This is a genomic window from Acinetobacter seohaensis (assembly GCF_056431365.1).
This window is the reverse complement of record NZ_JBWKMK010000022.1, coordinates 1-23,829: the sequence shown is the minus strand read 5'-3', so window position 1 is coordinate 23,829 and position 23,829 is coordinate 1. Positions and strand designations below refer to the sequence as shown.

The 23,829-nt window shown below is 43.2% G+C and carries 23 protein-coding genes, 2 pseudogenes and 1 other annotated feature; of the genes and pseudogenes, 9 read left to right on the top strand and 16 right to left on the bottom strand.

All coding sequences use genetic code 11. From position 1 onward, the window contains the following. From AC07E5_RS03575 to AC07E5_RS03565, 3 genes are all read right to left on the bottom strand, one after another. A complete protein-coding gene (locus AC07E5_RS03575; protein ID WP_498624605.1) occupies window positions 1-1,323 on the bottom strand; it encodes a TolC family protein in 1,323 nt (440 codons plus the stop codon). Between the two features lie 47 nt (window positions 1,324-1,370). Then, window positions 1,371-1,790, bottom strand: coding sequence for a cation efflux protein, CzcI-like (locus AC07E5_RS03570; RefSeq protein ID WP_498624604.1), 420 nt, complete (start codon window positions 1,788-1,790; stop codon window positions 1,371-1,373). Window positions 1,791-1,854: 64 nt separating this feature from the next. After that, window positions 1,855-2,763, bottom strand: a complete 909-nt coding sequence (locus AC07E5_RS03565; protein ID WP_498624603.1) for a cation diffusion facilitator family transporter — start codon at window positions 2,761-2,763, stop codon at window positions 1,855-1,857. 535 nt (window positions 2,764-3,298) lie between these two features. Here AC07E5_RS03565 and ribA point away from each other — a divergent pair. Further along, entirely contained in the window at window positions 3,299-3,901 is a 603-nt protein-coding gene (gene ribA / locus AC07E5_RS03560) for a GTP cyclohydrolase II (RefSeq protein ID WP_019837879.1), read from the top strand. Between the two features lie 125 nt (window positions 3,902-4,026). On the opposite strand, the gene trpA is transcribed toward ribA, so the two are convergent. Then, window positions 4,027-4,815, bottom strand: a complete 789-nt coding sequence (trpA, locus tag AC07E5_RS03555; protein WP_498624602.1) for a tryptophan synthase subunit alpha — start codon at window positions 4,813-4,815, stop codon at window positions 4,027-4,029. Next, a complete protein-coding gene (gene trpB / locus AC07E5_RS03550) occupies window positions 4,812-6,023 on the bottom strand; it encodes a tryptophan synthase subunit beta (protein ID WP_498624601.1) in 1,212 nt (403 codons plus the stop codon). The genes trpA and trpB overlap by 4 nt, the downstream gene beginning before the upstream one ends. A gap of 102 nt (window positions 6,024-6,125) precedes the next feature. Between trpB and AC07E5_RS03545 the strand changes: the two genes are divergently transcribed. The 4 genes from AC07E5_RS03545 (at window position 6,126) to AC07E5_RS03530 (ending at window position 9,000) form a co-directional block, all read left to right on the top strand. After that, on the top strand, window positions 6,126-7,007 hold the full coding sequence (locus AC07E5_RS03545) for a LysR family transcriptional regulator (RefSeq protein ID WP_498624600.1): 882 nt from the start codon (window positions 6,126-6,128) through the stop codon (window positions 7,005-7,007). 240 nt (window positions 7,008-7,247) lie between these two features. Beyond that, on the top strand, window positions 7,248-7,820 hold the full coding sequence (locus tag AC07E5_RS03540; protein WP_498624599.1) for a nuclear transport factor 2 family protein: 573 nt from the start codon (window positions 7,248-7,250) through the stop codon (window positions 7,818-7,820). Next, window positions 7,796-8,296 carry a chalcone isomerase family protein gene (locus tag AC07E5_RS03535; protein ID WP_498624598.1) on the top strand — a complete coding sequence of 167 codons (501 nt, stop codon included), beginning with the start codon at window positions 7,796-7,798 and terminating at the stop codon, window positions 8,294-8,296. Before AC07E5_RS03540 ends, AC07E5_RS03535 begins: the two co-directional genes overlap by 25 nt. A gap of 11 nt (window positions 8,297-8,307) precedes the next feature. Further along, entirely contained in the window at window positions 8,308-9,000 is a 693-nt protein-coding gene (locus AC07E5_RS03530) for a response regulator transcription factor (RefSeq protein ID WP_179995326.1), read from the top strand. Here the strand turns inward: AC07E5_RS03530 and AC07E5_RS03525 are convergent. The 9 genes from AC07E5_RS03525 to nudC all read right to left on the bottom strand — a co-directional run bounded on the left by AC07E5_RS03525 (window position 8,997) and on the right by nudC (window position 18,172). Continuing rightward, window positions 8,997-10,319, bottom strand: coding sequence for a sensor histidine kinase (locus AC07E5_RS03525; protein WP_498624597.1), 1,323 nt, complete (start codon window positions 10,317-10,319; stop codon window positions 8,997-8,999). The two genes, AC07E5_RS03530 and AC07E5_RS03525, sit on opposite strands and share 4 nt — an antisense overlap. A gap of 39 nt (window positions 10,320-10,358) precedes the next feature. Next, on the bottom strand, window positions 10,359-11,408 hold the full coding sequence (locus AC07E5_RS03520; RefSeq protein WP_498624596.1) for an SAM-dependent methyltransferase: 1,050 nt from the start codon (window positions 11,406-11,408) through the stop codon (window positions 10,359-10,361). A gap of 8 nt (window positions 11,409-11,416) precedes the next feature. Next, window positions 11,417-12,196: a DUF1295 domain-containing protein gene (locus AC07E5_RS03515; protein WP_498624595.1), complete on the bottom strand. Its 780-nt coding sequence runs from the start codon at window positions 12,194-12,196 to the stop codon at window positions 11,417-11,419. 25 nt (window positions 12,197-12,221) lie between these two features. Next, window positions 12,222-13,418, bottom strand: a complete 1,197-nt coding sequence (locus AC07E5_RS03510) for a class I SAM-dependent methyltransferase (RefSeq protein ID WP_498624594.1) — start codon at window positions 13,416-13,418, stop codon at window positions 12,222-12,224. Then, the gene (locus AC07E5_RS03505; protein ID WP_498624656.1) at window positions 13,415-14,209 is read right to left on the bottom strand and encodes a DUF1365 domain-containing protein; all 795 of its coding nucleotides are present in this window, start codon (window positions 14,207-14,209) and stop codon (window positions 13,415-13,417) included. Before AC07E5_RS03505 ends, AC07E5_RS03510 begins: the two co-directional genes overlap by 4 nt. Before the next feature lie 9 nt (window positions 14,210-14,218). Next, the gene (locus AC07E5_RS03500; RefSeq protein WP_498624593.1) at window positions 14,219-15,502 is read right to left on the bottom strand and encodes an NAD(P)/FAD-dependent oxidoreductase; all 1,284 of its coding nucleotides are present in this window, start codon (window positions 15,500-15,502) and stop codon (window positions 14,219-14,221) included. Further along, window positions 15,499-16,485, bottom strand: a complete 987-nt coding sequence (locus AC07E5_RS03495; protein ID WP_179995332.1) for an acyl-CoA desaturase — start codon at window positions 16,483-16,485, stop codon at window positions 15,499-15,501. Before AC07E5_RS03495 ends, AC07E5_RS03500 begins: the two co-directional genes overlap by 4 nt. A 137-nt stretch (window positions 16,486-16,622) precedes the next feature. Then, window positions 16,623-17,171: a lipocalin family protein gene (locus tag AC07E5_RS03490; protein ID WP_179995333.1), complete on the bottom strand. Its 549-nt coding sequence runs from the start codon at window positions 17,169-17,171 to the stop codon at window positions 16,623-16,625. Window positions 17,172-17,398: 227 nt separating this feature from the next. After that, window positions 17,399-18,172, bottom strand: a complete 774-nt coding sequence (nudC, locus tag AC07E5_RS03485) for an NAD(+) diphosphatase (RefSeq protein ID WP_498624592.1) — start codon at window positions 18,170-18,172, stop codon at window positions 17,399-17,401. Between the two features lie 379 nt (window positions 18,173-18,551). Between nudC and AC07E5_RS03480 the strand changes: the two genes are divergently transcribed. Both AC07E5_RS03480 and AC07E5_RS03475 read left to right on the top strand, forming a co-directional pair. Then, complete coding sequence (locus AC07E5_RS03480) at window positions 18,552-20,075, top strand: cryptochrome/photolyase family protein (protein ID WP_498624591.1); 1,524 nt, start codon at window positions 18,552-18,554, stop codon at window positions 20,073-20,075. Window positions 20,076-20,078: 3 nt separating this feature from the next. Further along, on the top strand, window positions 20,079-20,231 hold the full coding sequence (locus AC07E5_RS03475; RefSeq protein WP_136143616.1) for a DUF2256 domain-containing protein: 153 nt from the start codon (window positions 20,079-20,081) through the stop codon (window positions 20,229-20,231). Here AC07E5_RS03475 and AC07E5_RS03470 read toward each other — a convergent pair. Then, window positions 20,228-20,482: a TIGR03643 family protein gene (locus AC07E5_RS03470; protein WP_120367959.1), complete on the bottom strand. Its 255-nt coding sequence runs from the start codon at window positions 20,480-20,482 to the stop codon at window positions 20,228-20,230. The two genes, AC07E5_RS03475 and AC07E5_RS03470, sit on opposite strands and share 4 nt — an antisense overlap. Window positions 20,483-21,017: 535 nt before the next feature. Between AC07E5_RS03470 and AC07E5_RS03465 the strand changes: the two genes are divergently transcribed. Then, window positions 21,018-22,985: a glycine betaine transporter gene (locus tag AC07E5_RS03465; protein ID WP_180073164.1), complete on the top strand. Its 1,968-nt coding sequence runs from the start codon at window positions 21,018-21,020 to the stop codon at window positions 22,983-22,985. 268 nt (window positions 22,986-23,253) lie between these two features. Here the strand turns inward: AC07E5_RS03465 and AC07E5_RS03460 are convergent. Then, a pseudogene (locus AC07E5_RS03460) lies at window positions 23,254-23,394 on the bottom strand (transposase domain-containing protein); the annotation flags it as partial. A gap of 3 nt (window positions 23,395-23,397) precedes the next feature. On the opposite strand from AC07E5_RS03460, the pseudogene AC07E5_RS03455 reads away from it, so the two are divergent. Beyond that, window positions 23,398-23,829 (top strand): annotated as a pseudogene (locus AC07E5_RS03455) (IS3 family transposase); the annotation flags it as partial. Beyond that, window positions 23,550-23,666: a sequence feature (AL1L pseudoknot), on the top strand. (Overlaps the previous pseudogene by 117 nt.)

Genomic DNA, 23,829 nt, shown 5'->3' with positions numbered 1-23,829 from the left:
TTATTGTGCTCCGCCAAGGATGAGGTCTTGTATTTGTGCGATTGAATTTTTACTGATTTGGCTATAAGCATCTGAACTACTGATCTGTTCATAGCTAGTGCCGAGGCTAAGCGCTTCTGCGCTCAATGCGGTCTGCCAAGCTTGACGTAATAACTGCAACTGCCCAAGGCGTATGCTTTGCAGTTGTAAGTTGGCTTGTTTAATGTCGGTAATAGACAGTTTTCCCGCTTTAAAACCTTGCAACGTACGTACTTGAACTTGTTCTGCCAAAGTGGTTTGTTGGCTCATCGAACTGAACTGCTGTTTTAGTCCTTTGAGTTCATGCATGGCATTGGCGATATCTAAAATCTGCTGTTTTAACTCACGCTGTTGCTGCTGATTCAACAAGCTTTGCTGGCGCTGGGCCATCGGAATGCTGTATTGCTGACGGTTAAAAATATTCAGTGGAATATCCACGCCGACAGCTAATGTGGTATCGCTACTTTCATTCGGTGCTTGACTCCGTTTCATGCCGACATTTAAGGTCGGATTGGGACGCGTCTGCACTTTTAAACTTTCAATGTTTAAATTGGATTGTTGAATGTTCAGTGCATACAGCTTTTCCAACCAACCTTCAGCAATATAGCGCTGTACTGTGGCATCGCTTTGATCTGGCCATGGCATTGAGGTCGCATTGAGTTGAATATCGGCTTTGGTTTCGCCCCAAAGGTTTGAGAGTTGACGCTGTGCTACTTGTTCTGACAGTACCGCTTGTTGGTATAAGCGCTGCATATCCAAACTTTCGATTTGCGCACGTTCATAGTCAACCAAAGCAATACTACCCGCCTGATAGCGCTTTTTGGCACTGTCTAAATTATGTTGACTCACTTTGAGCTGTGCGGCATATAGCGATTTTTCAACTTGTGCCAAAGCCAACTGCGACCATGCAAACTTCACCACCAATTGGCTTTGTGCTGTCCACAGTTGTTGCTGTAATTGGCCTTGTTGGTGTGCTGTTTTTGCGAGTTTTTGATTGAGCTTCCGCTGTCCAAAAACATCTAAAGGTTGGCTAATGGCAATACTGAGTTCACGATCAGTATCTGAACCAAAACCATCTTGATTAATATTTAAGCTTGGGTTTTGCCATAGACTACTGTTTTTGATGTTCAGCTCTGAAATGCTTTGACGCTGTTGCCCAATGTCGCTTTGGTTTTGATAGCGCTCTACTTTTGCTAAAGCTTCATCCAAAGTTTTGATCGGTTCGGCAAAACTCCATTGCATCGCGGCTGTTGTTATGCCCACAGCAAGGGCTTGGCGTATAAACGCCTTAAATTGATTCGACATGCTTTTTCCCACTAATTTTTAGAAGAAGTGGTGGGAAATTTTTTAGGCTACCCCACCATTAGCGGGGAAAGTTCAGGAGGAGGATGTTGTCCCAATAAATCAGGGGCTTGATAGGCATTGTGCCAAAAAAACTGTGGACGTTCGCGAACTTCAAACGCGAGCGGCAGTTGATAGTTTTTTTCTTTCGGAATAATCAAATGAGCCATTGAGGGCAAATGATCTTGATGGTCTTCACCCAATTCAAACTGATCATTTGCCGTTTGAGTATGGTCATCAACACTGATTTGCTGGTGTGCCTTATCATCAGACACACACAAGGTGGTTTGATGGTGGCCAAAATGAAAACTTTGTTGTGTCACGACTTGAGCTTTTTGTTCTTCATGGACGCAAAAAGCTGCCGCCACGTTCCAAAGACTTTGGAACATGAATAAAGCAACTAAGACGCTAATCCACGTGGTAGAACGCATAATGTCGTACTAAAATAAAGTGACGCTATTGTAAAGCCTAGACTAAGTCTAAGGTCAAGTCTTTTTAATGACTATGTTCATGTTGGTGTGGATGGCATTCATCTTCTTCAATCTGCAAAGTCACTTGCGTAATCCCATGCTCATGCCCCAATAACTCCACAGCTTGGTGGTATAAAGCTCTCTGATCTACATCGGGTGCAATCAAATGCGCTGTTAAATGCACATTTTTAGAGGTAATGGCCCAAACTTTAAGCTGGTGAATGCCTTGCACTCCATCTAAAGCCAGCAAGTCATTGCGTAAAGATTCGATATCAATTTCACTTGGCACACCTTCGAGCAAAATATTGATACTTTGTTTCAGTAGCACCCAAGTTCGAGGTAAGACCCAAAAGCCAATCAACACAGCAATAACGGTATCTACCCACATCCAACCTGTGAAATAAATCACAAGTGCGCCAATGATCACACCCACTGAGCCTAATGCATCACTGAGCACCTCAAGATAAGCCCCTTTCACATTTAAACTGTCTTGGCTGCTCGACACCAAAATTTTCATTGAAATCAGATTGATGATTAAACCCAAAGCCGCAACAATCAGCATGCCGAAGCTTTGAATTTCAGGTGGTTGACTAAAACGCTGATAGGCTTCATATAAAATGTAAATCGCCACCACAAATAACATCATGGCATTAAACAAAGCTGCCAAAATTTCAAACCGCTGATAGCCAAAAGTACGTTTATCATCGGCAGGCTTTTGCCCAATTTTGATGGCTGCTAAAGCAATGGCTAAAGCAGCGGCATCGGTAAACATATGCGCTGCATCGGACAGTAAGGCCAAACTTTGTGTGATAAATCCTGCAACCACTTCCACAATTAAGAAGGTGAACGTCAAGGTAAGTGCAATGGTTAATTTCTTGGCATTTTTTGCAGTCACTTCAACATGACTGTGATCATGGTTATGAGAACCACTCATGTAGGGCTCCTTATCATTTTATTTAACGAAATGCTTCAGCATTGAAATCGAAGCTATTATTAATTTAAAAATTACTCGATTCAACATACTCGGTTAAAACGATAAAATCATCTTTCATGTGAATTCGTCTTTATTTGCGGCGTTTTTTTCCTGCCAAAAAGTTCATGGCCTGCGTATAGCCTGTTGGTGTAATACGCTGTACCAGATCAATTATTTTGGCATCTGTTCGGCTTTGTTGTGGAAAGATTTCATAACTATATGATTTTAAAAGTTTTGATTATTTTTTGATCCAAAATTAAATTTATTTAAATCAGATGCTTACATATTTATGCAACAAAGCCTGGGCTAACTAAATTTTTTTAGCTTGGTTAGTTATTTTGTCAACTTAATATTTCACAAAAAATTCACTATTAAATACATACTCTTTACTTGGAAGTTAAATGCTGAAATTTATGACTGAAAAAAATTAGCCAATGCTTTCAAGTTTGATTAAGTAAATTGTACCAAATATAAATTTATATAGGTGTATTCTTCAATGGCTATAGAGTTTGTTTCAAAATCAAAACTACCGACTGCATTTGGTGATTTTGAAATTATAGCGTTTCAAGACCAAAGTACTGGTGAAGAACATATCGCTCTTGCTAAAGGCATGGGTACTATTTCTAATCAACCTGTACTCGTTAGAATTCATTCAGAGTGCTTAACAGGTGACGCTTTTGGATCACTCAAATGTGATTGTGGCCCCCAATTACATTCAACCATGAAAATGATTAATGATGCAGGTCAAGGTGTGATCTTATACTTGCGCCAAGAAGGTCGCGGCATAGGACTAACCAATAAAATCCGAGCTTACGCCCTTCAAGACCAAGGACATGATACTCTTGACGCCAATTTATTATTAAATTTACCAGCAGATGCTCGTAAATATGATATGTGTACCATTATGTTAGATTATTTAAAAATAAATAATGTAAAACTCATTACAAATAACCCCCTTAAAATTAAATCTTTAACTGATTTAGGAATTAATGTTGTTGAACGTATTCCTTTAAAAGTTGGTTTAAATATCTTTAACAAAGCTTATCTTGAAACAAAGCAAAAACGCATGTCACATCTATATGATAATAGTGATTTTTAAAAAGCGATCACTTTAAGAAAAAAATTCACGTATAAAGTTCCATCTCCCTTTCGGGAGAAGGTAAAGATAAAATATTGTTTTATATTAAATTATGGTTTTAAAGAAGATTTATGAAAGGTGCCTGACTATTCTTTATTTTGTCTCAATATCTGTGCAAAAACCGTCACTTTTTCTAAAGTTGCATTCATTCCCTTATTAAAAAAAGTATCGATAAGCGCTGAGCCAATGATAATAAGATCTACTTTATTGGCTAGTGCTTTAACATGGCTTTCATTTTTGATCCCAAAACCAATTGCAACTGGAATATTAAAAATTGGCTTAATTTCAGTTATCTTTTTCTCAAGATTAGACAGATTGAAGTCTCCTCCTGTTAAGCCATTTTCTGCAACATGATATAAAAACCCTGTCGCGCGCGCTGAAATTTGCTCTAACCTTTCAACTGTAGTCGTCGGCGCGGTCATTGCAATTAAATGCATATTTTTTTCATTTAATTGCACCTCAAATTTTTCTCGATATCCATATGGAGCATCTAAAATCAATATTCCATCTATAAGATTTTCTGTTTCGGCGATAAGTGTCTCAAAACCATATTGCATAATCGGATTTAAATAAGTCATGAAAATTATTGGTGTCTGGTCATCATGCAGCCTGATTACTTTTACCAACTCAATGGTCTGTTTTACCGTTTGACCTGCATCTAAAGCCCGAAGATGCGCTGCCTGAATGATCTCTCCATCTGCTACTGGATCAGAAAATGGAATACCCACTTCAATAATGTCAGCCCCTGCTTGACCCAATTGGCTTAACAGACGACAACTTTCTGTAAAATTAGGATCTCCAGCAGTAAAATAACAGACCAGACCGCTTCGATTTTCCAGTTTCAATTGCTCTAATTTTTGATCTAGACGGTTCATGCTGTAGCTCCTGAAAGATATTTTTTGACCGTGTTTAAGTCTTTGTCGCCTCTGCCACTTAAATTGATAATAATGATCTGTTCTGGTTGCATTTCTTGAGCAAGTTGAATCGCATATGCAATCGCATGGGAACTCTCAAGAGCAGGAATAATGCCCTCCTGTTGGCTTAAAAGCTGAAATGCATTTACGGCTTCTTGATCGGTTATAGCCGTGTATGTCACACGTCCTGTTTCAAACAGAAGACCATGCTCTGGACCAACACCAGGATAATCTAAACCAGCTGATATAGAGTGCCCTTCTAAAATCTGCCCATCTAAGTCTTGTAATAAATAGGTTAAATTGCCATGCAGCACACCGACCTGACCTTTGCAAATAGAGGCGGCATGTTCATCGCTATTTATTCCTTTACCACCTGCCTCAACGCCAAACATTTTGACATTCAGGTCTTCTAGAAAAGGATGCATCAACCCTAGTGCATTTGATCCCCCACCAACGCAAGCAACTAGAGCATCAGGCAGTTTATTTTCTTTCAGGAGTATTTGATTTTTGGCTTCTAAACCAATAATTTTCTGAAATTCTCTCACCATGGTGGGATATGGATGAGGGCCTGCACCCGTACCCAATAGGTAATAGGTGGTATCCACATTACGAATCCAGTCACGTAATGCTTCGTTCATCGCATCTTTTAAAGTCCCACGCCCTTTTTGAACACTTCTGACTTCAGCACCGAGTAATTTTATACGTTCAACATTCATTTGTTGGCGCTGAATATCTGTTTCTCCCATAAAAATGGTACATTTCATCTTAAACAGCGCGCAAACCGTTGCTGTTGCAACACCATGTTGCCCAGCACCCGTTTCTGCAATGATTCTGGTTTTACCCATAAATTTGGCTAATAAGATTTGCCCTACACAATTATTGATCTTATGCGCACCCGTATGGTTCAAATCTTCTCGCTTGAAATATATTCGAGCGCCACCTGCATAAGCTGTTAGGTTTTTTGCATAAAAAAGAGGACTAGGACGACCAACAAAGTCCGTTAAAATCTGCTGATATTCAGCCCAAAATTCAGCTTTGTGCCGAACAGTATTAAAGGCTTGCTCTAATTCTTGGAGTGCTGGCATTACGCTCTCTGGCATGTAACATCCGCCAAATTTACCAAAAAATCCCAAGTCATCAGGACCATTACCTGTATAAGGGGTTGTCATCTCATATCTCTTTTACTATCAAAACTTGTTTGATCTTAAAATATTTTCATTTTGATGATAATTGATATATTTTGAGCTTAAGGTGTTAGAAAATTTTACAACATGAAACGCAGAACATTACCTCCTCTTAATGCTTTAAAAGCATTCGAGGCTGTCGCTAGAAATAAAAGTTTCAGCTTAGCTGCGGAAGAATTATGTGTAACCCATAGCGCGATTAGCCATCAAATAAAGCAGTTAGAAGAATGGTTGGATAAAAAATTGTTTATTCGACATTCCTCGACCATCTCTCTGACGGCGGATGCCGAAGAATTATCGCTCGTTTGTATGGAGCTTTTTAATCGTTTAGAACAATGCGTCTTTGAGTTAACAAATAAAACTTTAGAAGTAGAAGTTGTCATAGGCGCTTCTCATAGTTTTATGGCAAATTGGCTGATTCCTCGATTAGAAAAGCTCGAAGTCATTTATCCCAATATCCATATCAAATTAATGACATGTAATGACTTAAAATTGTTAGAAAAAGAGAAGGTTGATATATTTATCAATAGCGTCAGTGAGCATCATTTACTTCCCAATTTTTTGAATAAATTTCTGTTATTTCCCGATAACATGGGTCCTATTTGTAATCGTGAAATAAATCTTCTTCATTCCGTAAATGATCTTTTAAACTATCCATTACTTCATACCCACTCAAATAAAAGTGCATGGCATACATGGTTTAATCAGTTTCAAATAGGCTTTTCCCCAAAATCCAATGACCGTTATTTTGATAGTCTGAATTTAATGATAGAAGCTGCCGTGTCTGGGTTAGGAATTGCCATAGCACCTCAAATTCTAGTAGAAAGAGATATGTTAAATGGAAAGATCATTGCCCCTTTTGGTTTTATCTATTGTGACTATAATTTTTATGCAATGGTCAGAAAAAATAACGAAAATCGTGATGCCATGAATATCATTGATTGGTTAATGGCCGAGGAAAAAAGTTAAACATTTAATATTTGATTGGCTTTGTTGCACAAAGATTTCATAACTATATGATTTTAAAAGTTTTGATTATTTTTTGATCCAAAATTAAATCTATTTAAATCAGATGCTTACATATTTATGCAACAAAGCCTCTTTGATTTGAAAAATTCTATTCAATTGCTCATCTATAACGTCTATTTCACATTCTGTTCACGCTGTGCTGCCTAAGGTATAAACATACACTTCATACGGACACTGATGATGAGACTTGTAAAAACACTAATTGCTACAGCCTTATCCTTGCCGCTTCTGTTGTTAGCCGGATGTAAAAGTATCCCCAGTTATTCAACCGATTACGCCCAATCCAGAAATGGTATTCAGGGGATAGCGCTGGATCAGGCTAAAGCTCAGGATATCGGCCTCCGCTTTACCTCAGCCTTTAATACCTTGGGCACACCAGAATTTGTGGAAAGAGCCGGATCGCTGTATGCCGACCAGCTGTTTATTAACGATACCCTATCGCAATTTTCATCCCGTCAAAATCTGCTGGAGCACTTTCAAGGCATGAACAAACGGGTCAGCAAGGTCAGCGTCAAGCTGTTAAACGCTTCTTATCATCAGGACTCTGCCTATGTGCACTGGCATATGGCCTATGATTTTAAAATGTTCGGCACGACCCGCAGTATGGACTCTTACGGTATCAGTGAAATCAAGATCAACGAAAACAACAAGATTATTTTCCAGCAGGATTTCTGGGACCCTGCTAATGGCCTGTATCGTTCCCTGCCTTATGTTGGAGGGGTCTACTCGTGGCTACTGCCTTTCAAAAAATAGCGATCAGCACGGCGTTAGTGATGGGATGTAGCTTCAGTCCATGGGCCCAGGCACAAAGCCTGAATCAATGCGGCAATGGTCCGCTGTTGGTGGGTCAAAAGAAGGTCGGTATGGCCAGTTATTTTGCCCAAAACTGTAGCCAGTCCTGGGAAAAACAAAATATACAGATGGATTTTTCCTATACCCAGAATATTCCGGAATGGGCATTTAAACGTGCGGCCACACATTTACTGAAACGTAATGTTAAAGACGCAAAAATACATGCTCTATTCAACCCAATCACCGATTTGTATCGTCCGGTCAGATCAGGCGACCTGTACCGTTTAAAATACAACCATGCTACACAGACCCTGAGCTTATCCTTGAACCAGCAAGGTTTAGGGCAGCTTAAACATCCTCTGGCACAACAATATTTTAATATATGGCTGGGTCCCCAGCCATTTAGTGCTAAATTAAAACAGCAATTATTAAATTAGTATCTGCCGCTATGTCGAAACATTTTATCCTGATGGTTGAAGACCATTATGAACTGGCCTCTACCCTATGTGAGTTTCTGGAAGAACATGGCTTTGTGGTCGATCATGCCCGCAATCTGAGTGCTGCTAGACAATTACTGAAACAGCAACGCTACCATATCTTACTACTAGACATTAATTTGCCTGATGGTTCTGGTTATGAATTGTGCGAGTGGTTACGCAATGAAGAGGGGTTGGACTTACCTGTCTTGATGCTTACCGCTCGGGATACCTTGGATGATAAACTCAAAGGCTTCAATTCAGGCACGGATGATTATCTGGTCAAGCCCTTTGACTTTAACGAGCTGGTGGTTCGGGTCAAGGCCCTGATCAAACGTTCCCTGGGTGAAGTATCTAGCAGTCGTCTGCAAATTCATGACCTAATTTTGGACCCGGCAACACAGCAGCTAACTCGAGCTGGGCAGAACATTGAATTGCCTCCGATTCAGTTTAAACTTTTGAAGCTACTGATGCGTCATTCTCCTAAAGTACTGACCAAACAGGAAATTATGATGGAGCTTTGGGGTGATGAAGAGCCAGAAAGTGATGCTCTGCGCAGTCATATCTATAATTTACGCAAAATGGTCGATAAACCCTTTGAACATAAGCTGATTCACACCATATCTGGGATTGGTTTAAAGATTGCTTTCGAAGATGAAGCCTAATTTAGGTACACAACGACAATCAGTCCAGTGGTGATTGCTAATTCAACATTCTGATGAGTGTCAAGATAATATTGCCTGTCAAACAGCTCCACACGCCAACCTAGCTGTTTGCATAGCTTTTGCACCAATTGTAATCCAATGCCATGCCCTTTGATTTCCAGTTTTAGCTGCTGACCAGACAGTTCCTGAACTTTAGAATTGTTAGGTAAAGGCATGCCGACCCCATTGTCAGCAATCAGCACTTTATTTTTTTCCAGAATCACATCAATTTCTGTGCCCTGTGAATAGTTCAGCGCATTGCGCAGAATATTGCCAAACACCATTTTGGTCATGGATGGATAAAGTTTACGCGGCTGTTCATCGAGGTCTTTTTGCAGGTCTATCTGCATGCCTTTGTTATGACTGACACTCTCCAGATCCTGCACCAGATTGTCCAGACATTCTGAAAGCATGGTCGGTTCAGCAGTTAAAGTGTTGGTGGTATTGCGGGCAATGGCCAGCAAGGTATCGACCAGCAGCTGCATGTCTTCAATGGTGTTATGCAGGCGGGTAAAGGACTTGTTGTCGCCATAGCGTGCCTGACACAGCTGCACATTGCCTTTTAAAATGGTCAGTGGCGTGCGCAGCTCATGGCTGACATCTCCGGTAAATTCACGCTCACGCTGAATAAATTCGCTTAATACCTGATGATATTTTTCCAGCGCCTGCTTGAGGTATTCAGCTTCCAGATTAGAGTCGGTGCGGATGTCCTGAAAAGGCGAAGCCTGATTTTTCTGATGTTCCCAGTCGATATATTCCAGCGCATTGGCCAGACGGGTAATCGGGGAAAAATAGCGCCGGGCCCGACGGTTCCACCACCACAGCACACTATATAGCACAAACAGGCTGACCATCAGCGGTGCCAGACCAAACAGCCACACCAGCTTGTTGACGTTGCTTTCGCCAAACACCAACAGCACATGCTGCCCGTCTTTTTCACCATAAACGGTCATGCGCTCCTTGCCATCGACAAAATGCCGATTCACCCCTTGCTCAAGCTGTATGTGGCGAAATTGGACTGGCGGTACATCACTCCAGCGATAACCATACAAGTTTTTGGTGTCGGGCAGTTCAGCAGCCGGATTACGTTCCAGCCGCTGCCAGTAGTGTGACATTTCCTGTTCTAGCGCAGTTCTGAGCAGGGAACCTTTAATCACCCAGGCACTGAAGCCAATCCCAATCACCACAGACAAGGCAATGAATCCGATTTGCAGCCAGTAATAGCGGTTAAACACCTCACCCAGAGGATGATCGTGTTTGTCCCTGAACAGCTTTAACATTGGTGCATTCCCCGCTACCCCATCCGATTCGCCATTCAATTATACGGTTTTCTTTTTAAACAGAAAGTGACCGATCACCCACTCGCGTCCATGCTCATAACCGAACAGCTCGGCACAGGCCATAAAGAAAATTCGCCAGCGTTGCCACCAGATTGCGGCATCCGCGCCATAAGTTATTTCAAACAAGGGCTTTAGCTCGGCCTGTTTAGCATCCATATTTTCTAGCCAAGCATTTGCGGTACGTTCATACTGCGTACCCGCCCATTGCCAGTGCTGCTCTAATTGCAAATGCTGCTGGAAATGTAGAAAGGTCGACGCTGCCGGCATCAGTCCGCCACTAAAGAAATATTTCGACATCCAGTCGAATTCATTTTTCACTTCAAACGGATAATGCAGGAAACGGTGACAGAAAATATGGCACCAGAGCAGACCATCCGCTTTCAGCCAGCTGCTGATATTTTCAAACAGTTTCTGGTAATTACGTACGTGTTCAAACATTTCCACCGAAACCACGCGGTCAAAGGACGCGGGTTCCAGTTGCAGCACATTGACGTCGCAGGTGATCACCGTCAGGTTCTGCAGTTTTTTCAGACGCGCCTGTTCCTGAATATACTGGCGCTGGGTCGAAGAATTAGATACCACCATAATGCGGGATTTCGGATAATGTTCGGCCATATACAGACTTAAAGAGCCCCAGCCACAGCCAATTTCCAGAATATCCTGTCCATCTTTTAACTGTGCACGCTGGCAATAGTTGGCAAGTGCCGCTTCTTCGGCCTGATCCAGCGTGGTATGAGTATGTTCAAACAGGCTAGCGCTGTATTTCAGACGCTTGCCCAGCACCGCCTGGAAAAATGCGGTGGGCAGTTCATAGTGCTGTTCATTCGCCTTGTCGGTCTCAATGGCAATCTCGCTATTTTTCAGCATATGCAGCACATCCATATAGCGCCGAGCTGCCAGTGCCGGGTCAAAGCGTCCTTCTTGTGCCAGACGTTTTTTGCTTAGGCTGCGAATGCCCGCGCGAATCACCGAATCGGGCAGCTTGCCGCTTTCGACCAGTTTTAAAGATTGTTGAATCATAAAGTCCATGTATTTACCTACTGTTTGGGTGGCCACGGAATAAACATTGAAGTTCGTCGTTGATAGTCTTTATAGTTGTCGCCGCGATGTGCCAGCGCCTGTTGTTCACTAAAGGGAATCCCGGTGATGTAGTACAGAAACAGCCACATCAGCAGCGGATAAATCCATAATTCATAGGCACCTGCTGCCAGACCAAGGACCGGATAGGCAAACCAGTGCAGCCATTCAAAGAAATAATTCGGATGGCGCGAATATTTCCACAAACCCTGATCCATGGTTTTACCTTGATTCTGTGGATCTAGCTTAAAACGGTAAAGTTGCTGGTCAGCGGTACTCTCACCGATCAGCGCCAGCAACATGATCATGCCCGCCACAATCACAGTGACCAAAGTCCAGTCATTCCATTGCTCGGTCGAGATACTTAACAACTTCAGCATTGGGTAAGAAAACAGTAGAGCCAAACCTGCCTGAAATATAAAAAACATTAGAAAACCAAGATGCTGATAATCCCCCATCGCTCGGCGCATGTTGGCATAACGCGTGTCTTCTTGGGTTTCACTGGCATAGCGCCGTAACAGATGCCAAGTCAGCCGTGAAAACCAGATCCCACTCGCCAGTCCTAGAAATAAGCGAACCAACATCGGTGCACTGTCAATCGCCCAAGCGGCAATAATCACATTGAGGGTAATACTGAAACTCCAAGCGACATCGACCAGCCCTGCTCTGTGGTTATAGGTCACCAACACCCAGCTACAGAGCATGATAAAGACATTCAGCATCAGTAAATTCAGCAGCATTTCGGCACTCCTGTTTTATCTTGGCTTAGTAGGCACTGGCTTCGAACAGCAGATGTACATCACTGATCACGCCTTCGCGGAAGCCACCTTCGCAATAACACAGATAAAAATCCCACATGCGGATAAAACGCTCATCAAAACCAAGCCCAAGTACCTGATCATGCTGCTGCAAGAAACGCTGACGCCAACAGTACAAGGTCTGAGCATAGCTCTGGCCGATATCTTCCAAATGTTTGAGTCGCAGTTTTTGTTCGGAAGCGGTCTGGGTCATGACACTGATACAGGGAATAAAACTGCCCGGGAAAATATAGCGCTTGATAAAGTCCACGGTATTCAGGGCTTTGGCATAGCGTGCATCTTCAATGGTGATGGCCTGAATCAGGGCCAGACCATTCGGCTTGAGGAGCTCGCGGCATTTTCGGAAATAAGTTGGTAAATACTGCTCACCTACGGCCTCGATCATTTCAATCGACACCAGCTTGTCGTATTTGCCTTCCAGTAAGCGGTAATCTTTCAGCTGCACAGTCACACGATGTGACAGTCCGGCTGCAGCGACCCGGGCCACGGCTTCATCATACTGTGCTCTGGAAATGGTAATGGTGGTGACCTTGCAGCCATACTGCTGCGCGGCATAAATGGCAAAACCGCCCCAGCCGCTGCCAATTTCGACCAAATGATCCATCGGTTTGAGTTGCAGTTTCTGGCAGATCAGCTCTTTTTTATAATCCGAAGCCTGTTCCAGGGTCACGCCCGGCTCTTTAAACACAGCACTTGAATACATCATGCTGTAATCCAGGAACAGCTTGAAAAAGTCATTGCTCAGGTCATAATGCTCGGCAATATTTTTGCGGCTGCCATCAATCGAATTCTTGCGCGATTTATACCAGACCTTTAACAGTAACTGGCTGGCTTTGGCCACAGCATTCTGATTCATCTGGTCCAGCACATCGCGGTTACGTGCCAAAATGCGGATCACATCGACCAGATCTTCACTGCTCCAGTAGCCACGGATAAAACCTTCGGCAGCACCCAGTACACCATTACGGAACAGCAGATCCATCAGACGAACATCATGCACCTGTATCACCGCCTGTAAATCGCTATTTTCCCCGACAGCCCCGTTCCAGACGCCTTTAAAAATCAGCTGACCATGGCGTAATTTCAGCAGGTGGCGCAGTACCACAGGCAGTGTGCTTTGCTCTCCCATGAATAGTGTCTTCATCGCAATGTGTTTCCTTTTTCTTTTTTAGGATGTCGGTAAAATGGAACTTTCTTTTTCCATAAACGAAAGGCGTGCAGATAAATTCCGCTGACCATCCTGAAGGGTTCAAGAACTTTCAGTACAGCATAGCGATGCTGCTGTGAAAGAACCGTGATGGCCTGCAAGGAAAATTTCAGGGTGGCATCGAATTGCAAGATTCCCTGCTCAAACAGCTGCATATAAATCACGTTCTGCCGATCCGAAAAGCTGAAGCGCCAGCGATAATCCAACCCCATTGGCATGAACGGCGACACATGAAAGGCCTTTTTAAAGTCAAACTGGTGACTCTGGTACGGCGCATGTTCGTCTGCATTGTTTCGGCAGTCGTGAATGTAGACCTGTCGTTCATTCCACGGTGTGTTGGTGATTTCACTCAGCACAAAGAGCAACTGGTCGGTCGCACTGAAGACCATATAAAACACTACGGAATTGAAACGAAAGCCGAGTGTGCGCGGTAAAGCCAGCACCCGGATGGAAGCGGCATGCGGTAACAGATAGTTTTCCCGCTTGATCAGCAGGCGTGCAATCTTCTGCCGAATCGAGCCACATTCCATAGTCAGAAAATCGAGCTCATCTAGGGTCAGGAAATTCCAGCGGTTAGATGACCACAGCCAGGATTTTCGGGTAAACGTCGCGAGTTGATCTGGATCAAACCATAGATAGCTCAGCTGGGTTTTAAAAGCATGGGCTTGGGGCAAATAACGTCGATGCCGGATTTCAGCAGTGGCGATCGCAAGTGGATACATCTGCATCATGCGCTCCTAGTCTGCCTGTTCGGCCTGTTTTAATAGCTGATCGATTACCCATGATGCGCTACGTGCCCCATCCTCATGAAAGCCCCAGCCCCAGTAAGCGCCGCAATATGAGGTGCGGTTTTGGCCGTTGACCTCGGCCCAGCGTTGCTGTGCTTCAATCGCTGGGGCATCAAACACTGGATGACGGTAATGTCGTTCTATCCAGACTTTTTTCGGATTCAGGGCAAAATTAGGATTCAGGGTGGCAAAGACCTGGGTTTTGCAGTTCAGGTTCTGCAACTGGTTCATCCAGTAGCTAAAGCCATAATGTGTGCCACTGTGTTGGAATGGCGTCTGTTCAGTGACCTGAGTCGGCGTGACGTGTACATGCCAGCTGGCCCACTGGCGACGGGATTTGGGCATGATAGAGGTATCGGAATGTACCACCATGCGGTTATCCTGATAGCGGAACTTGCCTAGCACGTCCAGCTCCTGCGCGGTCGGGTCTTTCAGCAGTTTCAGGCTGTCATCGGCGTGGCTGGCGAAAATCACCCAGTCAAAACGCTCGCTGCCCTGTTGGGTTTCAATCAGTACATCATTGGCACTGCGAGACACCTGATGCACAGCAGTTTTACGAAGCGTGATATTGCACTGGGCCTGAATGGCATGGACGTAGCGAGCTGACCCACCCTTGACCGTCAGCCATAAAGGACGGTCTTTGAGCTGCAACATGCGATGATGCTGGAAAAAGCTCACCACAAACTTATACGGAATCTGTCCGGCCTGTTCCACCGGGCAGGACCACAGCGCTCCACACATCGGATAGAGATGTTCATGACGGAAGGCATCGCTATAACCATGTTGATTTAAATACTCATCAATACTGAGCTGTGCATCGACATGCTCCACATCCAGATCTTTATTGGCGGCATAGAAGCGGAACAGATCCGACAACATCGCGCGAAAATCTGCATTAAAAAAGTTTTGAGGTCGGAACAATAACGAGAATTTTTTTGAAGGATTGTACTGTAAGCCAGTGACCTGATTATTCACCGAAAAGCCCATGTCACTGCTTTGCGATTGAATCCCAAGTTCTTTTAGCATGGCGCAGAACAGCGGATAGTTACGCTCATTAAAGACAATAAAGCCACTGTCTACCGCAACCTGTTCACCATCGATATTCAGCTGATGGGTATCGGTATGACCACCAAAGTAGTTATTCTTTTCAAAGACTGTGACTTCATGCGCTTTGCTGAGTTTCCAGGCAGCGTACAGACCAGAAATACCTGAACCAATAATTGCAATTTTCATGGTGATTCCTTTGAATGAATAGTCGGAGTGCCCTTCTTGGCAGCTTTTTTCTGTTTTCGAGCTTGGGCAATTTTACTGACGTCGTAGACCCGTGCCGGAATCGGCTTGAGTCCCCAGACCAGCCCGAACAAAGACATGAGTTTCAGCAGGTAATAGGTCACATCAATCTGCCACCAGTAAAAACCCTGCCGGGTACTGCCGGCATAATAATGGTGATTGTTGTGCCAGCCCTCGCCTAAGGTAATGATCGACAGGAATAAGTTGTTGCGGCTGTGATCTTCAGTGTCAAAATCACGGCTGCCGTAATGATGCGCCAGTGAGTTAATACACAAAGTGGCATGGATCAGTAACACGGTGGAGACCACAAAGCCCCAGACTAGCAATTGCAGGCCTGATGTACCAAATTGCGGCCAGGTGATGGCCACCCACTCCCCGAGTGCATAAATTCCTCCCGCGGTCAGCAGCACCACAATTAAACTGAAGCGGTCCAGCCAGATCAGTTCCGGATATTTCAGCCAGTCCTTGATCACTTCTTTACGCGTGGCAAAATTATATTCATTTAAAAACCAGCCGACATGGCTGTACCAAAAACCATGTGTTGAGGAGTGTGGATCTTGTAGTGTATCGGTATAGCGGTGGTGATAACGGTGATGGGCCGCCCACCATAGCGGACCACGCTGTGCACTCATAGTTCCAATTAACACAAACAGGAATTGCACCGGACGCGAAGTCTGAAAAGTTTTATGTGACAGATAGCGATGAAAAAAGGCCGTAATGGAAAACATGCGGATTAGGTAGAATGCGAGCATGAAACCCAGTGCAAACCACGATACCCCCACCCAGAATACTGCCAGACAGGCCAGATGCAGTAGAATAAAGGGTAAAATTCTGAACCACTGAATTTTACTATTTTCAGCGGTCAGCGTTTCAGGCGATGTGTGTATGGACCAGCTGTCTATCCATCGCATCAGGCTTTTCAACATGGACTCATCCTACTTTTAAGCGGTTGTCTTTATTCTATTTGATGAGTCTAATCAGTCAGATATGAATTTTATGTGAAGTGAAATAAAAAAAAGCCGAACTGTAGAGAGACTAATGAGTTCGGCAAAAGGGTAACAGATTAATGCGGCAATTTGATCAGTTTTGTGATGTCATAACCATAATATTTTGCTGTATCCAGATAGGACTCATAGGTGGCTTCATCCAGTTGCGGTTCGCGCGATAAAATCCACAGGTATTTGGTACTCGGTCCACCGACCAGCGCCACTTTATATTCTGGATCCACGCGTAATACCCAGTAATGCCCTTTGGTAAACGGAATCCATCTTAAACCTGGCGGCAAAAAGCTGACCTTCAGTTTGCTGTTGCCCTGATTTTGCGGATAGGCTACCCCTTCAGAGCTGATCATTTCACCATTTTCAATCCGGCAGCTATTTAAGACGCCCATGGTCTGATCGGCATTGACAGTGTATTGTGCCGAGATATCCGAGACACATTTACGCTGAAAATACATCGGTAAATGCGCAATTTCATACCATTTACCCGCATACTGCCAGATATCCACCTGATAGACTGCCTGAGGGGCAACCGTTTCAGCTCGGGCAGTAAAGCTTAAGCTGATGATGGCCAGCGCTGTAACTGCGAAAACCGACTTGAATAGCATCTTCATTTTTAAGCCTTGTTTAATTTCAGGATTAGCATAACCCAGCTGGATGTGAACAAAGCGTGAAGATTAGATGCTGCGATTCAGTTTTTGTTGAGATGCCATTCGTTTATCCGCTAAAAAATAATTAAGTCTTCAACATTAGAAAATTCAGGTTCTCGGGAATTACACCGATCGAAAATAAACCTCCTGATTCTTTTCTTAATTTAAGCAGTCAAACCAGACTAGTTAATTCAAAGCCATTCTTTGCTGTCATCGGCAACAGGTGTGCCATGCACCACATGCTGAATCATGGCATAGGCGATACTGCCCTTGAACGGAATCTCGGGTAACTGATCAAACTTAAAAAACTGCGCATCGCTGAGTTCATTTTCCTGAATCTGAATCTCGCCTGCATGATATTCTGCCCTGAAGGCCATCATCAAATTGCTGGGAAACGGCCACGGCTGACTGGCTAGATATTGAATATTTTTGATTTGTAGTCCCACTTCTTCCATCGTCTCACGGCGTACCGCCTCCTCCAGGGTTTCGCCCACTTCGACAAATCCGGCAATCAGGCTGTACATCTGGGTTTTGTTACGAGCATTTTTTGCCAGCAGAATTTCATCTGTACCTCGGGTAATGATAGTGATCACACAAGGATTCACACGCGGATACTGGTTATAACCACAGGATGGGCAGACCATAGCATAGTGACTGACGTGCTGCTGGGTCGGGTGGCCACATTTACTGCAAAAGCGGTGATTACGGCGCCACTCTAGCAACTGCACAGCGCGACTGGCTTGTTCAAACTGTGGCCTGCTCCAGACCTGCACCAATTGCCGGATCGGGACTAGTTGATAGCCTTCAGGTACTAATTCATTTTCTTTTAGATCCCGTGCAATAACCTGGCCATTTTCCGACAAATCCAGATCGTGCTGCAGTCTTGCTACCAGCGGCAACTGAAAATGCTCATCCACCATTAATTGCTGCTGTCTAAAAATATACGCTTTTGAATGCATGCTCATGACATCCACTGATTAAAAAAATCCCATACATTGGGGTGTATGGGACAAAACTAAGGAAGCTTACATAGAGTAACTTCTCTTTAGATACTAAGCGCACGCTGCCTGAATTACAACCATAATAATTTGTATCTTTTTGATTAAAATCACATAATTTTCACAACATTTATGTCTTCAGGAATAATGCGAAGCGAGTTTCATTAACTGGCTGTAGCATTATAGAGATGGACACTCTGTTATTGTAGCAATCATGATTCCTGTGCAATGTCAGCAAATCAGGTCGGGCTGAATTGACTGAACATGCGGACTGATCTGTATTTTCACAAAAAATTGAACTGTCTGGCTTTACACTAGACTATCTTTGATCGGGTCTGGAAAGGCTATGCGTTTCGGTTTAATTTTAGGTGACCAGCTTCATCATCAGCTCGCTACGCTTAAAGCGCTGGACCGTACCCGGGATGTGATCCTGATGGCCGAAGTGGTTGAGGAAGCGACTTATGTCGCCCATCACCCGCAGAAAATTGCTCTGATTTTTAGCGCGATGCGGCATTTTGCCAAAGAGCTCAAAGCGGAAGGCTGGCGTGTACGTTACCATGCTTTTCAGTTCGGCAGTCCGATTCGTAGCCTGCTGGATTTCGTACAGGCACAGCAACTGCTCTTCCCCGTCACAGAATTGGTAATGACCCGATGCGGGGAATACCGCCTGCAGCAGCATATTGAACAGCACTGGAGCCAGCAACTGCAACTTCCGGTACAGTGTCTGGATGACGATCGTTTTTTCTGTAGCCCGGAGCAGTTCCAGCACTGGGCCAGCCGCTACCAGACGTTGCGCATGGAATATTTTTACCGAGAAATGCGTAAACAGACCGGTTATTTGATGCAGAGACAGCAGCCGCTTGGACAACAGTGGAACTATGACAGCGCCAATCGCAAGACATGGTCAGGCACTCCACCATTGCCTCCAACACTTCATTTTGAACGCGATCAGATTGATCTGGATGTACTTAAGCTGGTTGAGCGCGAGTTTCCACTTCACGCTGGCAGCCTTGACAACTTCCGCTGGGCCACCACACGTAGCAATGCTCTGCTTGCAATGGAGCATTTCATTACTCACAGTTTGCCGCATTTTGGAGACTATCAGGATGCCATGGCTCAGGGTGCAGACATGCTGTTTCACAGCCTGCTCTCGCCTTATCTAAATTGTGGTCTGTTACTGCCCAAAGAAGTTTGTGATGCGGCAGAAGCTGCCTACCATGAAGGTCGTGCACCACTGAATGCAGTGGAAGGTTTTATCAGGCAGATCCTCGGCTGGCGCGAATATGTCCGCGGAATTTACTGGCTGTACATGCCGGAGTATGCCAGCCGCAATGCGCTACAGTACTCAACACCGTTGCCACAATTTTACTGGACTGGCCGCACTCAGATGAACTGCATGGCTGAGTGTTTCCGTAATACTTTTCAGCATGCGTATGCACATCATATTCAGCGTTTGATGGTGACTGGAAATTTTGCCTTATTAACTGGTGTAGACCCGCAGCAGATCAGCGAGTGGTATCTGGCAGTCTATGCCGATGCCTATGCATGGGTAGAACTACCGAACACCTTGGGCATGGTAATGCATGCCGATGGCGGGTTGATGGCCAGCAAACCCTATGCCGCTTCAGGCAATTATATCCATAAGATGTCGGATTACTGCAAGCACTGTAGCTACAATGTCAAAACCCGTACCGAACCGGACAGCTGTCCTTTCAACAGCCTGTACTGGTATTTCATGATTAGGAATGAGGAGATATTCCGTACTCATCCACGTATGGGCATGATCTATCGACAGCTGGACAAGCTTAAAGATCGGCCGCAGATCATCAGCCATGCCCAGCAACTTCTTAGCCAGATTGATGAGTTATAAACCATGAAAAAACAGCATCTTCCTGAAAAAATCTGTATGTACTGTTTGCGTCCTTTTACTTGGCGCAAAAAATGGCAACGCTGCTGGGAGGAAGTCAGATACTGTTCTGAACGATGTAAACGTGAGTCCAGACAGCGGTCAAAATCAAACGCTTAGAAACGCTTGTATTGCCGTGAACAATAGGCCCGTATCACGTCGGGTGAACGCAGTTGCAGATGTTTGGTTTTTCGGCCGGTGACGCGTTCACGCCACATTTTAAAACTCGATGCTTTCATATTTTGCCGCATCAAGCGGATCACCGCTGCTTCATTTAAACCATACTCACATAAAATAGCTTCAAAAGGAGTTCGATCTTCCCAAGCCATTTCTATAATTCTGGATACGTCTTGTTCAGAAAATTGATTCATACTATTCTCGTTTTTAATCATCATGAAGCGTGAATAAGCTTTATCGACTTTAATTTAACTAAAAGAATAACAGTACAATCATGAATTTTTTGTGATTTTTTCTAGTTTACGAAGGCTTTGTTGCACAAAGATTTCATAATTATATGATTTTAAAGTTTTGATTGTTTTTTGATCCAAAATTAAATTTATTTAAATCAGATACTTACATATTTATGCAACAAATCCTCTGTGAGGCTAGTTGATTTTTCAGATTATGCTAGAGAATTATTAGCCTTATAAGCTATGAATAGCCATCGATTTACTAGCCACACTTTTCCTAACTAAAAATTTACCGTATATAAAATACTGAAATGCATTTTTACACCCTAGGTTTTACTAAAAGGTAAATCCAATGATATAATTATAAATCAGTTGTTCTGCCGATAATTCTGTACCAAGCACACTCATCAAGGAATTGATTTCCTATCTTTTCACTCAATGTGAAATTTTTGCTTTTATCTACACGCACCAAACTACGACAAAATACGGGGGAATTATGCCTTCCAAAAAAGCATCTTGGTTTGATAACGTCAATCCAAATGTATTTTTTAGCACCGTGATTATTATTTCTGTTTTTTTAGCATTAGTGATATTTACACCAGATGCTTTTAACTTGCTCACCAATCAGTTAAACCAATGGATCACAGCCTCATTTAGTTGGTTTTATGTACTTGCTGTCGCCATTTTTCTGATCGCGCTTACCTGTATCGCCTTGTCTAAAATGGGGCGTATTAAATTAGGTCCAGATCATAGCGAACCTGAATATAAAAATAGTTCTTGGTTTGCCATGTTATTTACCGCAGGAATGGGTATTGGCTTAATGTTCTTTGGTGTGGCCGAACCCGTTATGCACTATGTTAGCCCACCGACTGGAACACCCGAAACCATCCAATCTGCCCAACAGTCCATGCGTATTACTTTTTTCCACTGGGGATTGCATGCCTGGGCTATTTACGCTTTAGTGGGATTAAGTCTTGCTTATTTCTCTTTTAGACATAACTTACCTTTAAAGGTGCGTTCAGGCTTATATCCAATTATTGGCAAGCGAATTTATGGCCCTATTGGCGATGGAATTGATACTTTTGCAACTATAGGCACAATATTCGGTATCGCAACCACTTTAGGTTTTGGTGTAACTCAAATTAGCTCTGGGCTAAATTATCTATTTGATTTTGAAAATAGTATTCAAACCCAAGTTATCTTAATTATCTTAGTCAGTGCACTCGCATCATTTTCAGTTTTTCTTGGTCTTGATAAGGGCATTAAACGACTTTCTGAACTAAATATCATTTTGGCCGTAATACTGCTCGCATTTGTATTTTTCGCCAGTTCGAGTATTTATATTTTACAAACCACCATTCAGAACATTGGTCAATACGTTTCCAATTTATTTGCAATGACCTTTAATCTGTATGCTTATCAGCCTACAGGCTGGATTGGTGGATGGACCATCATGTATTGGGCTTGGTGGATTTCATGGTCGCCATTCGTTGGTATGTTTATCGCTCGTGTCTCCCGTGGACGCACCATCCGTGAATTTATTGTAGGGGTATTACTCATTCCCACAGGTTTCACTTTGGTATGGATGGGTTTTATGGGTAATGCCGCGCTATTTAGTATTCTTTTTGAAAATCAGGGAGGTTTAGTTGCTGCTGTAGAAAAAGACTCTTCTGTTGCCTTATTTGAGTTTTTAAAGCACTTGCCATTTTCTGGGGCTTCTAGCTTACTTGCAACGGTTTTAGTTTTTCTATTCTTTGTGACTTCTGCAGATTCTGGGTCTTTAATCACCGATTATTTAACAGCAAAAACAGAACATTCTCCTGCGTGGCAACGACTGTTTTGGACAGCAACTATTGCTGTGCTCTCTATTATTTTATTGATTGCAGGTGGCTTAGAAGCTTTGCAGTCTGCAGTTATTATGAGTGCCCTACCGTTCACTTTTATTATGCTGCTATTGTGCATCGGACTCATCAAAGCCTTACGTTTAGATGTGACTAAGATGCAAGCTTTACAAAGTGCTCGAATCACACCACGCGCTATACATAATCCAAGAAGCTGGCAACAGCGTTTAAGTTTAATTATGCATTCGCCTCACAGTGAATCCGAAGTCAAAGCCTATATTAAACAGGATGTACGTCAAGCATTTCAGAATTTAAAGCGTGAATTTCAACGTCGCCAACTGGATGTATCTATTGTCGAAAGTGATCAAGGCTTACTATTCAAAGTCAATCATCATGATGAAATTAATTTTATTTACCAAGTAGCTGTAAGTAAAACTCTCCCTCCAAGCTTTATGCTTCAAGATCAAAATGAAGATACTCAGCAGTCTTATATTGCTGAAGTGTTTTTACGGGAAGGTGGTAAAAACTACAATGTGATGGAATGGACACAAGAAGACTTACTTCAAGACATTTTGGAACAATATGAGCGGCATTTATATTTCTTAAATGTGGTTCGCAACTAAGTATTGGAGAATGTAAATTAAATTGTGTAATTGCCTGAATTTGCTATGCTCAAAACAATGAGTGTAACGAAATTGGTTTGATCCGAAGGACAACTAGCCCGATCTGTGAATGAATGCTCATATTTTTATTTTTTTGTGATTTAAGTTATATTTATTGCAGAAATTAGTGCGGTAGTTTCTTTTTTAGCTCGATCTCCCCTGGTCGGGTTTTCTATACTTAAAAATAGCTAAGAACTTTGTAAGCGTCCGCTGAATCCCATACCAATTTTTAATTCGATTTAGGTTTCCAGCAGTGCGGCAGCAATTCTTCAATTTGGGTCACTTTGTGTGTCGGTAACCTTTTCAGCACATCACTTAAATAGGCATACGGATCCAAGCCATTCAGCTTTGCTGACTGGATTAAAGTCATGNTACTCCTGAAACATTGCGTGTTTGGTATTTAAAGCATATGGATCAACTAAATCCTGCCAAAGTACAACAGATATCTGACCAAGAAAAAATGAAGCAAATGGAACGTGAAATTAAAGAATTAAAACGTGCCAATGAAATTCTACGTAAAGCAGCCGCTTTTTTCGCCCAGGCGGAGCTCGACCGCCCACACAAATAATGGTGGATTTTATCCAGAACAATAAAGATCGATATGGTGTTGAAGCGATTTGTAGAATTTTACCGATTGCAGCTTCGACCTATTATCGGGCTTTAGATCTCGTTGATAACCCAGAACATCGAGCGAAACGTGCTCTGCATGATTTACATCATGCAGAGCAAATCAAACGTATTTGGAAAGAAAGTTTAGGTCGATATGGTGTGCGTAAGGTCTGGCAACAATTGAAACGTGAAGGTT

What these genes read in the sequence shown, in the direction of transcription:
- trpB (WP_498624601.1), bottom strand. Translation starts at nt 6,023, where the DNA reads ATGACAACCCCTTATACAGGTAATGGTCCTGATGACTTGGGATTTTTT.
- AC07E5_RS03480 (WP_498624591.1), top strand. Translation starts at nt 18,552, where the DNA reads ATGCGTTTCGGTTTAATTTTAGGTGACCAGCTTCATCATCAGCTCGCT.
- AC07E5_RS03510 (WP_498624594.1), bottom strand. Translation starts at nt 13,418, where the DNA reads ATGAAGACACTATTCATGGGAGAGCAAAGCACACTGCCTGTGGTACTG.
- AC07E5_RS03490 (WP_179995333.1), bottom strand. Translation starts at nt 17,171, where the DNA reads ATGAAGATGCTATTCAAGTCGGTTTTCGCAGTTACAGCGCTGGCCATC.
- AC07E5_RS03465 (WP_180073164.1), top strand. Translation starts at nt 21,018, where the DNA reads ATGCCTTCCAAAAAAGCATCTTGGTTTGATAACGTCAATCCAAATGTA.
- AC07E5_RS03475 (WP_136143616.1), top strand. Translation starts at nt 20,079, where the DNA reads ATGAAAAAACAGCATCTTCCTGAAAAAATCTGTATGTACTGTTTGCGT.
- AC07E5_RS03525 (WP_498624597.1), bottom strand. Translation starts at nt 10,319, where the DNA reads ATGTTAAAGCTGTTCAGGGACAAACACGATCATCCTCTGGGTGAGGTG.
- AC07E5_RS03530 (WP_179995326.1), top strand. Translation starts at nt 8,308, where the DNA reads ATGTCGAAACATTTTATCCTGATGGTTGAAGACCATTATGAACTGGCC.
- AC07E5_RS03470 (WP_120367959.1), bottom strand. Translation starts at nt 20,482, where the DNA reads ATGAATCAATTTTCTGAACAAGACGTATCCAGAATTATAGAAATGGCT.
- nudC (WP_498624592.1), bottom strand. Translation starts at nt 18,172, where the DNA reads ATGAGCATGCATTCAAAAGCGTATATTTTTAGACAGCAGCAATTAATG.
- AC07E5_RS03515 (WP_498624595.1), bottom strand. Translation starts at nt 12,196, where the DNA reads ATGCTGCTGAATTTACTGATGCTGAATGTCTTTATCATGCTCTGTAGC.
- AC07E5_RS03565 (WP_498624603.1), bottom strand. Translation starts at nt 2,763, where the DNA reads ATGAGTGGTTCTCATAACCATGATCACAGTCATGTTGAAGTGACTGCA.
- AC07E5_RS03575 (WP_498624605.1), bottom strand. Translation starts at nt 1,323, where the DNA reads ATGTCGAATCAATTTAAGGCGTTTATACGCCAAGCCCTTGCTGTGGGC.
- trpA (WP_498624602.1), bottom strand. Translation starts at nt 4,815, where the DNA reads ATGAACCGTCTAGATCAAAAATTAGAGCAATTGAAACTGGAAAATCGA.
- AC07E5_RS03505 (WP_498624656.1), bottom strand. Translation starts at nt 14,209, where the DNA reads ATGCAGATGTATCCACTTGCGATCGCCACTGCTGAAATCCGGCATCGA.
- AC07E5_RS03520 (WP_498624596.1), bottom strand. Translation starts at nt 11,408, where the DNA reads ATGGACTTTATGATTCAACAATCTTTAAAACTGGTCGAAAGCGGCAAG.
- AC07E5_RS03495 (WP_179995332.1), bottom strand. Translation starts at nt 16,485, where the DNA reads ATGTTGAAAAGCCTGATGCGATGGATAGACAGCTGGTCCATACACACA.
- AC07E5_RS03540 (WP_498624599.1), top strand. Translation starts at nt 7,248, where the DNA reads ATGAGACTTGTAAAAACACTAATTGCTACAGCCTTATCCTTGCCGCTT.
- AC07E5_RS03570 (WP_498624604.1), bottom strand. Translation starts at nt 1,790, where the DNA reads ATGCGTTCTACCACGTGGATTAGCGTCTTAGTTGCTTTATTCATGTTC.
- ribA (WP_019837879.1), top strand. Translation starts at nt 3,299, where the DNA reads ATGGCTATAGAGTTTGTTTCAAAATCAAAACTACCGACTGCATTTGGT.
- AC07E5_RS03545 (WP_498624600.1), top strand. Translation starts at nt 6,126, where the DNA reads ATGAAACGCAGAACATTACCTCCTCTTAATGCTTTAAAAGCATTCGAG.
- AC07E5_RS03500 (WP_498624593.1), bottom strand. Translation starts at nt 15,502, where the DNA reads ATGAAAATTGCAATTATTGGTTCAGGTATTTCTGGTCTGTACGCTGCC.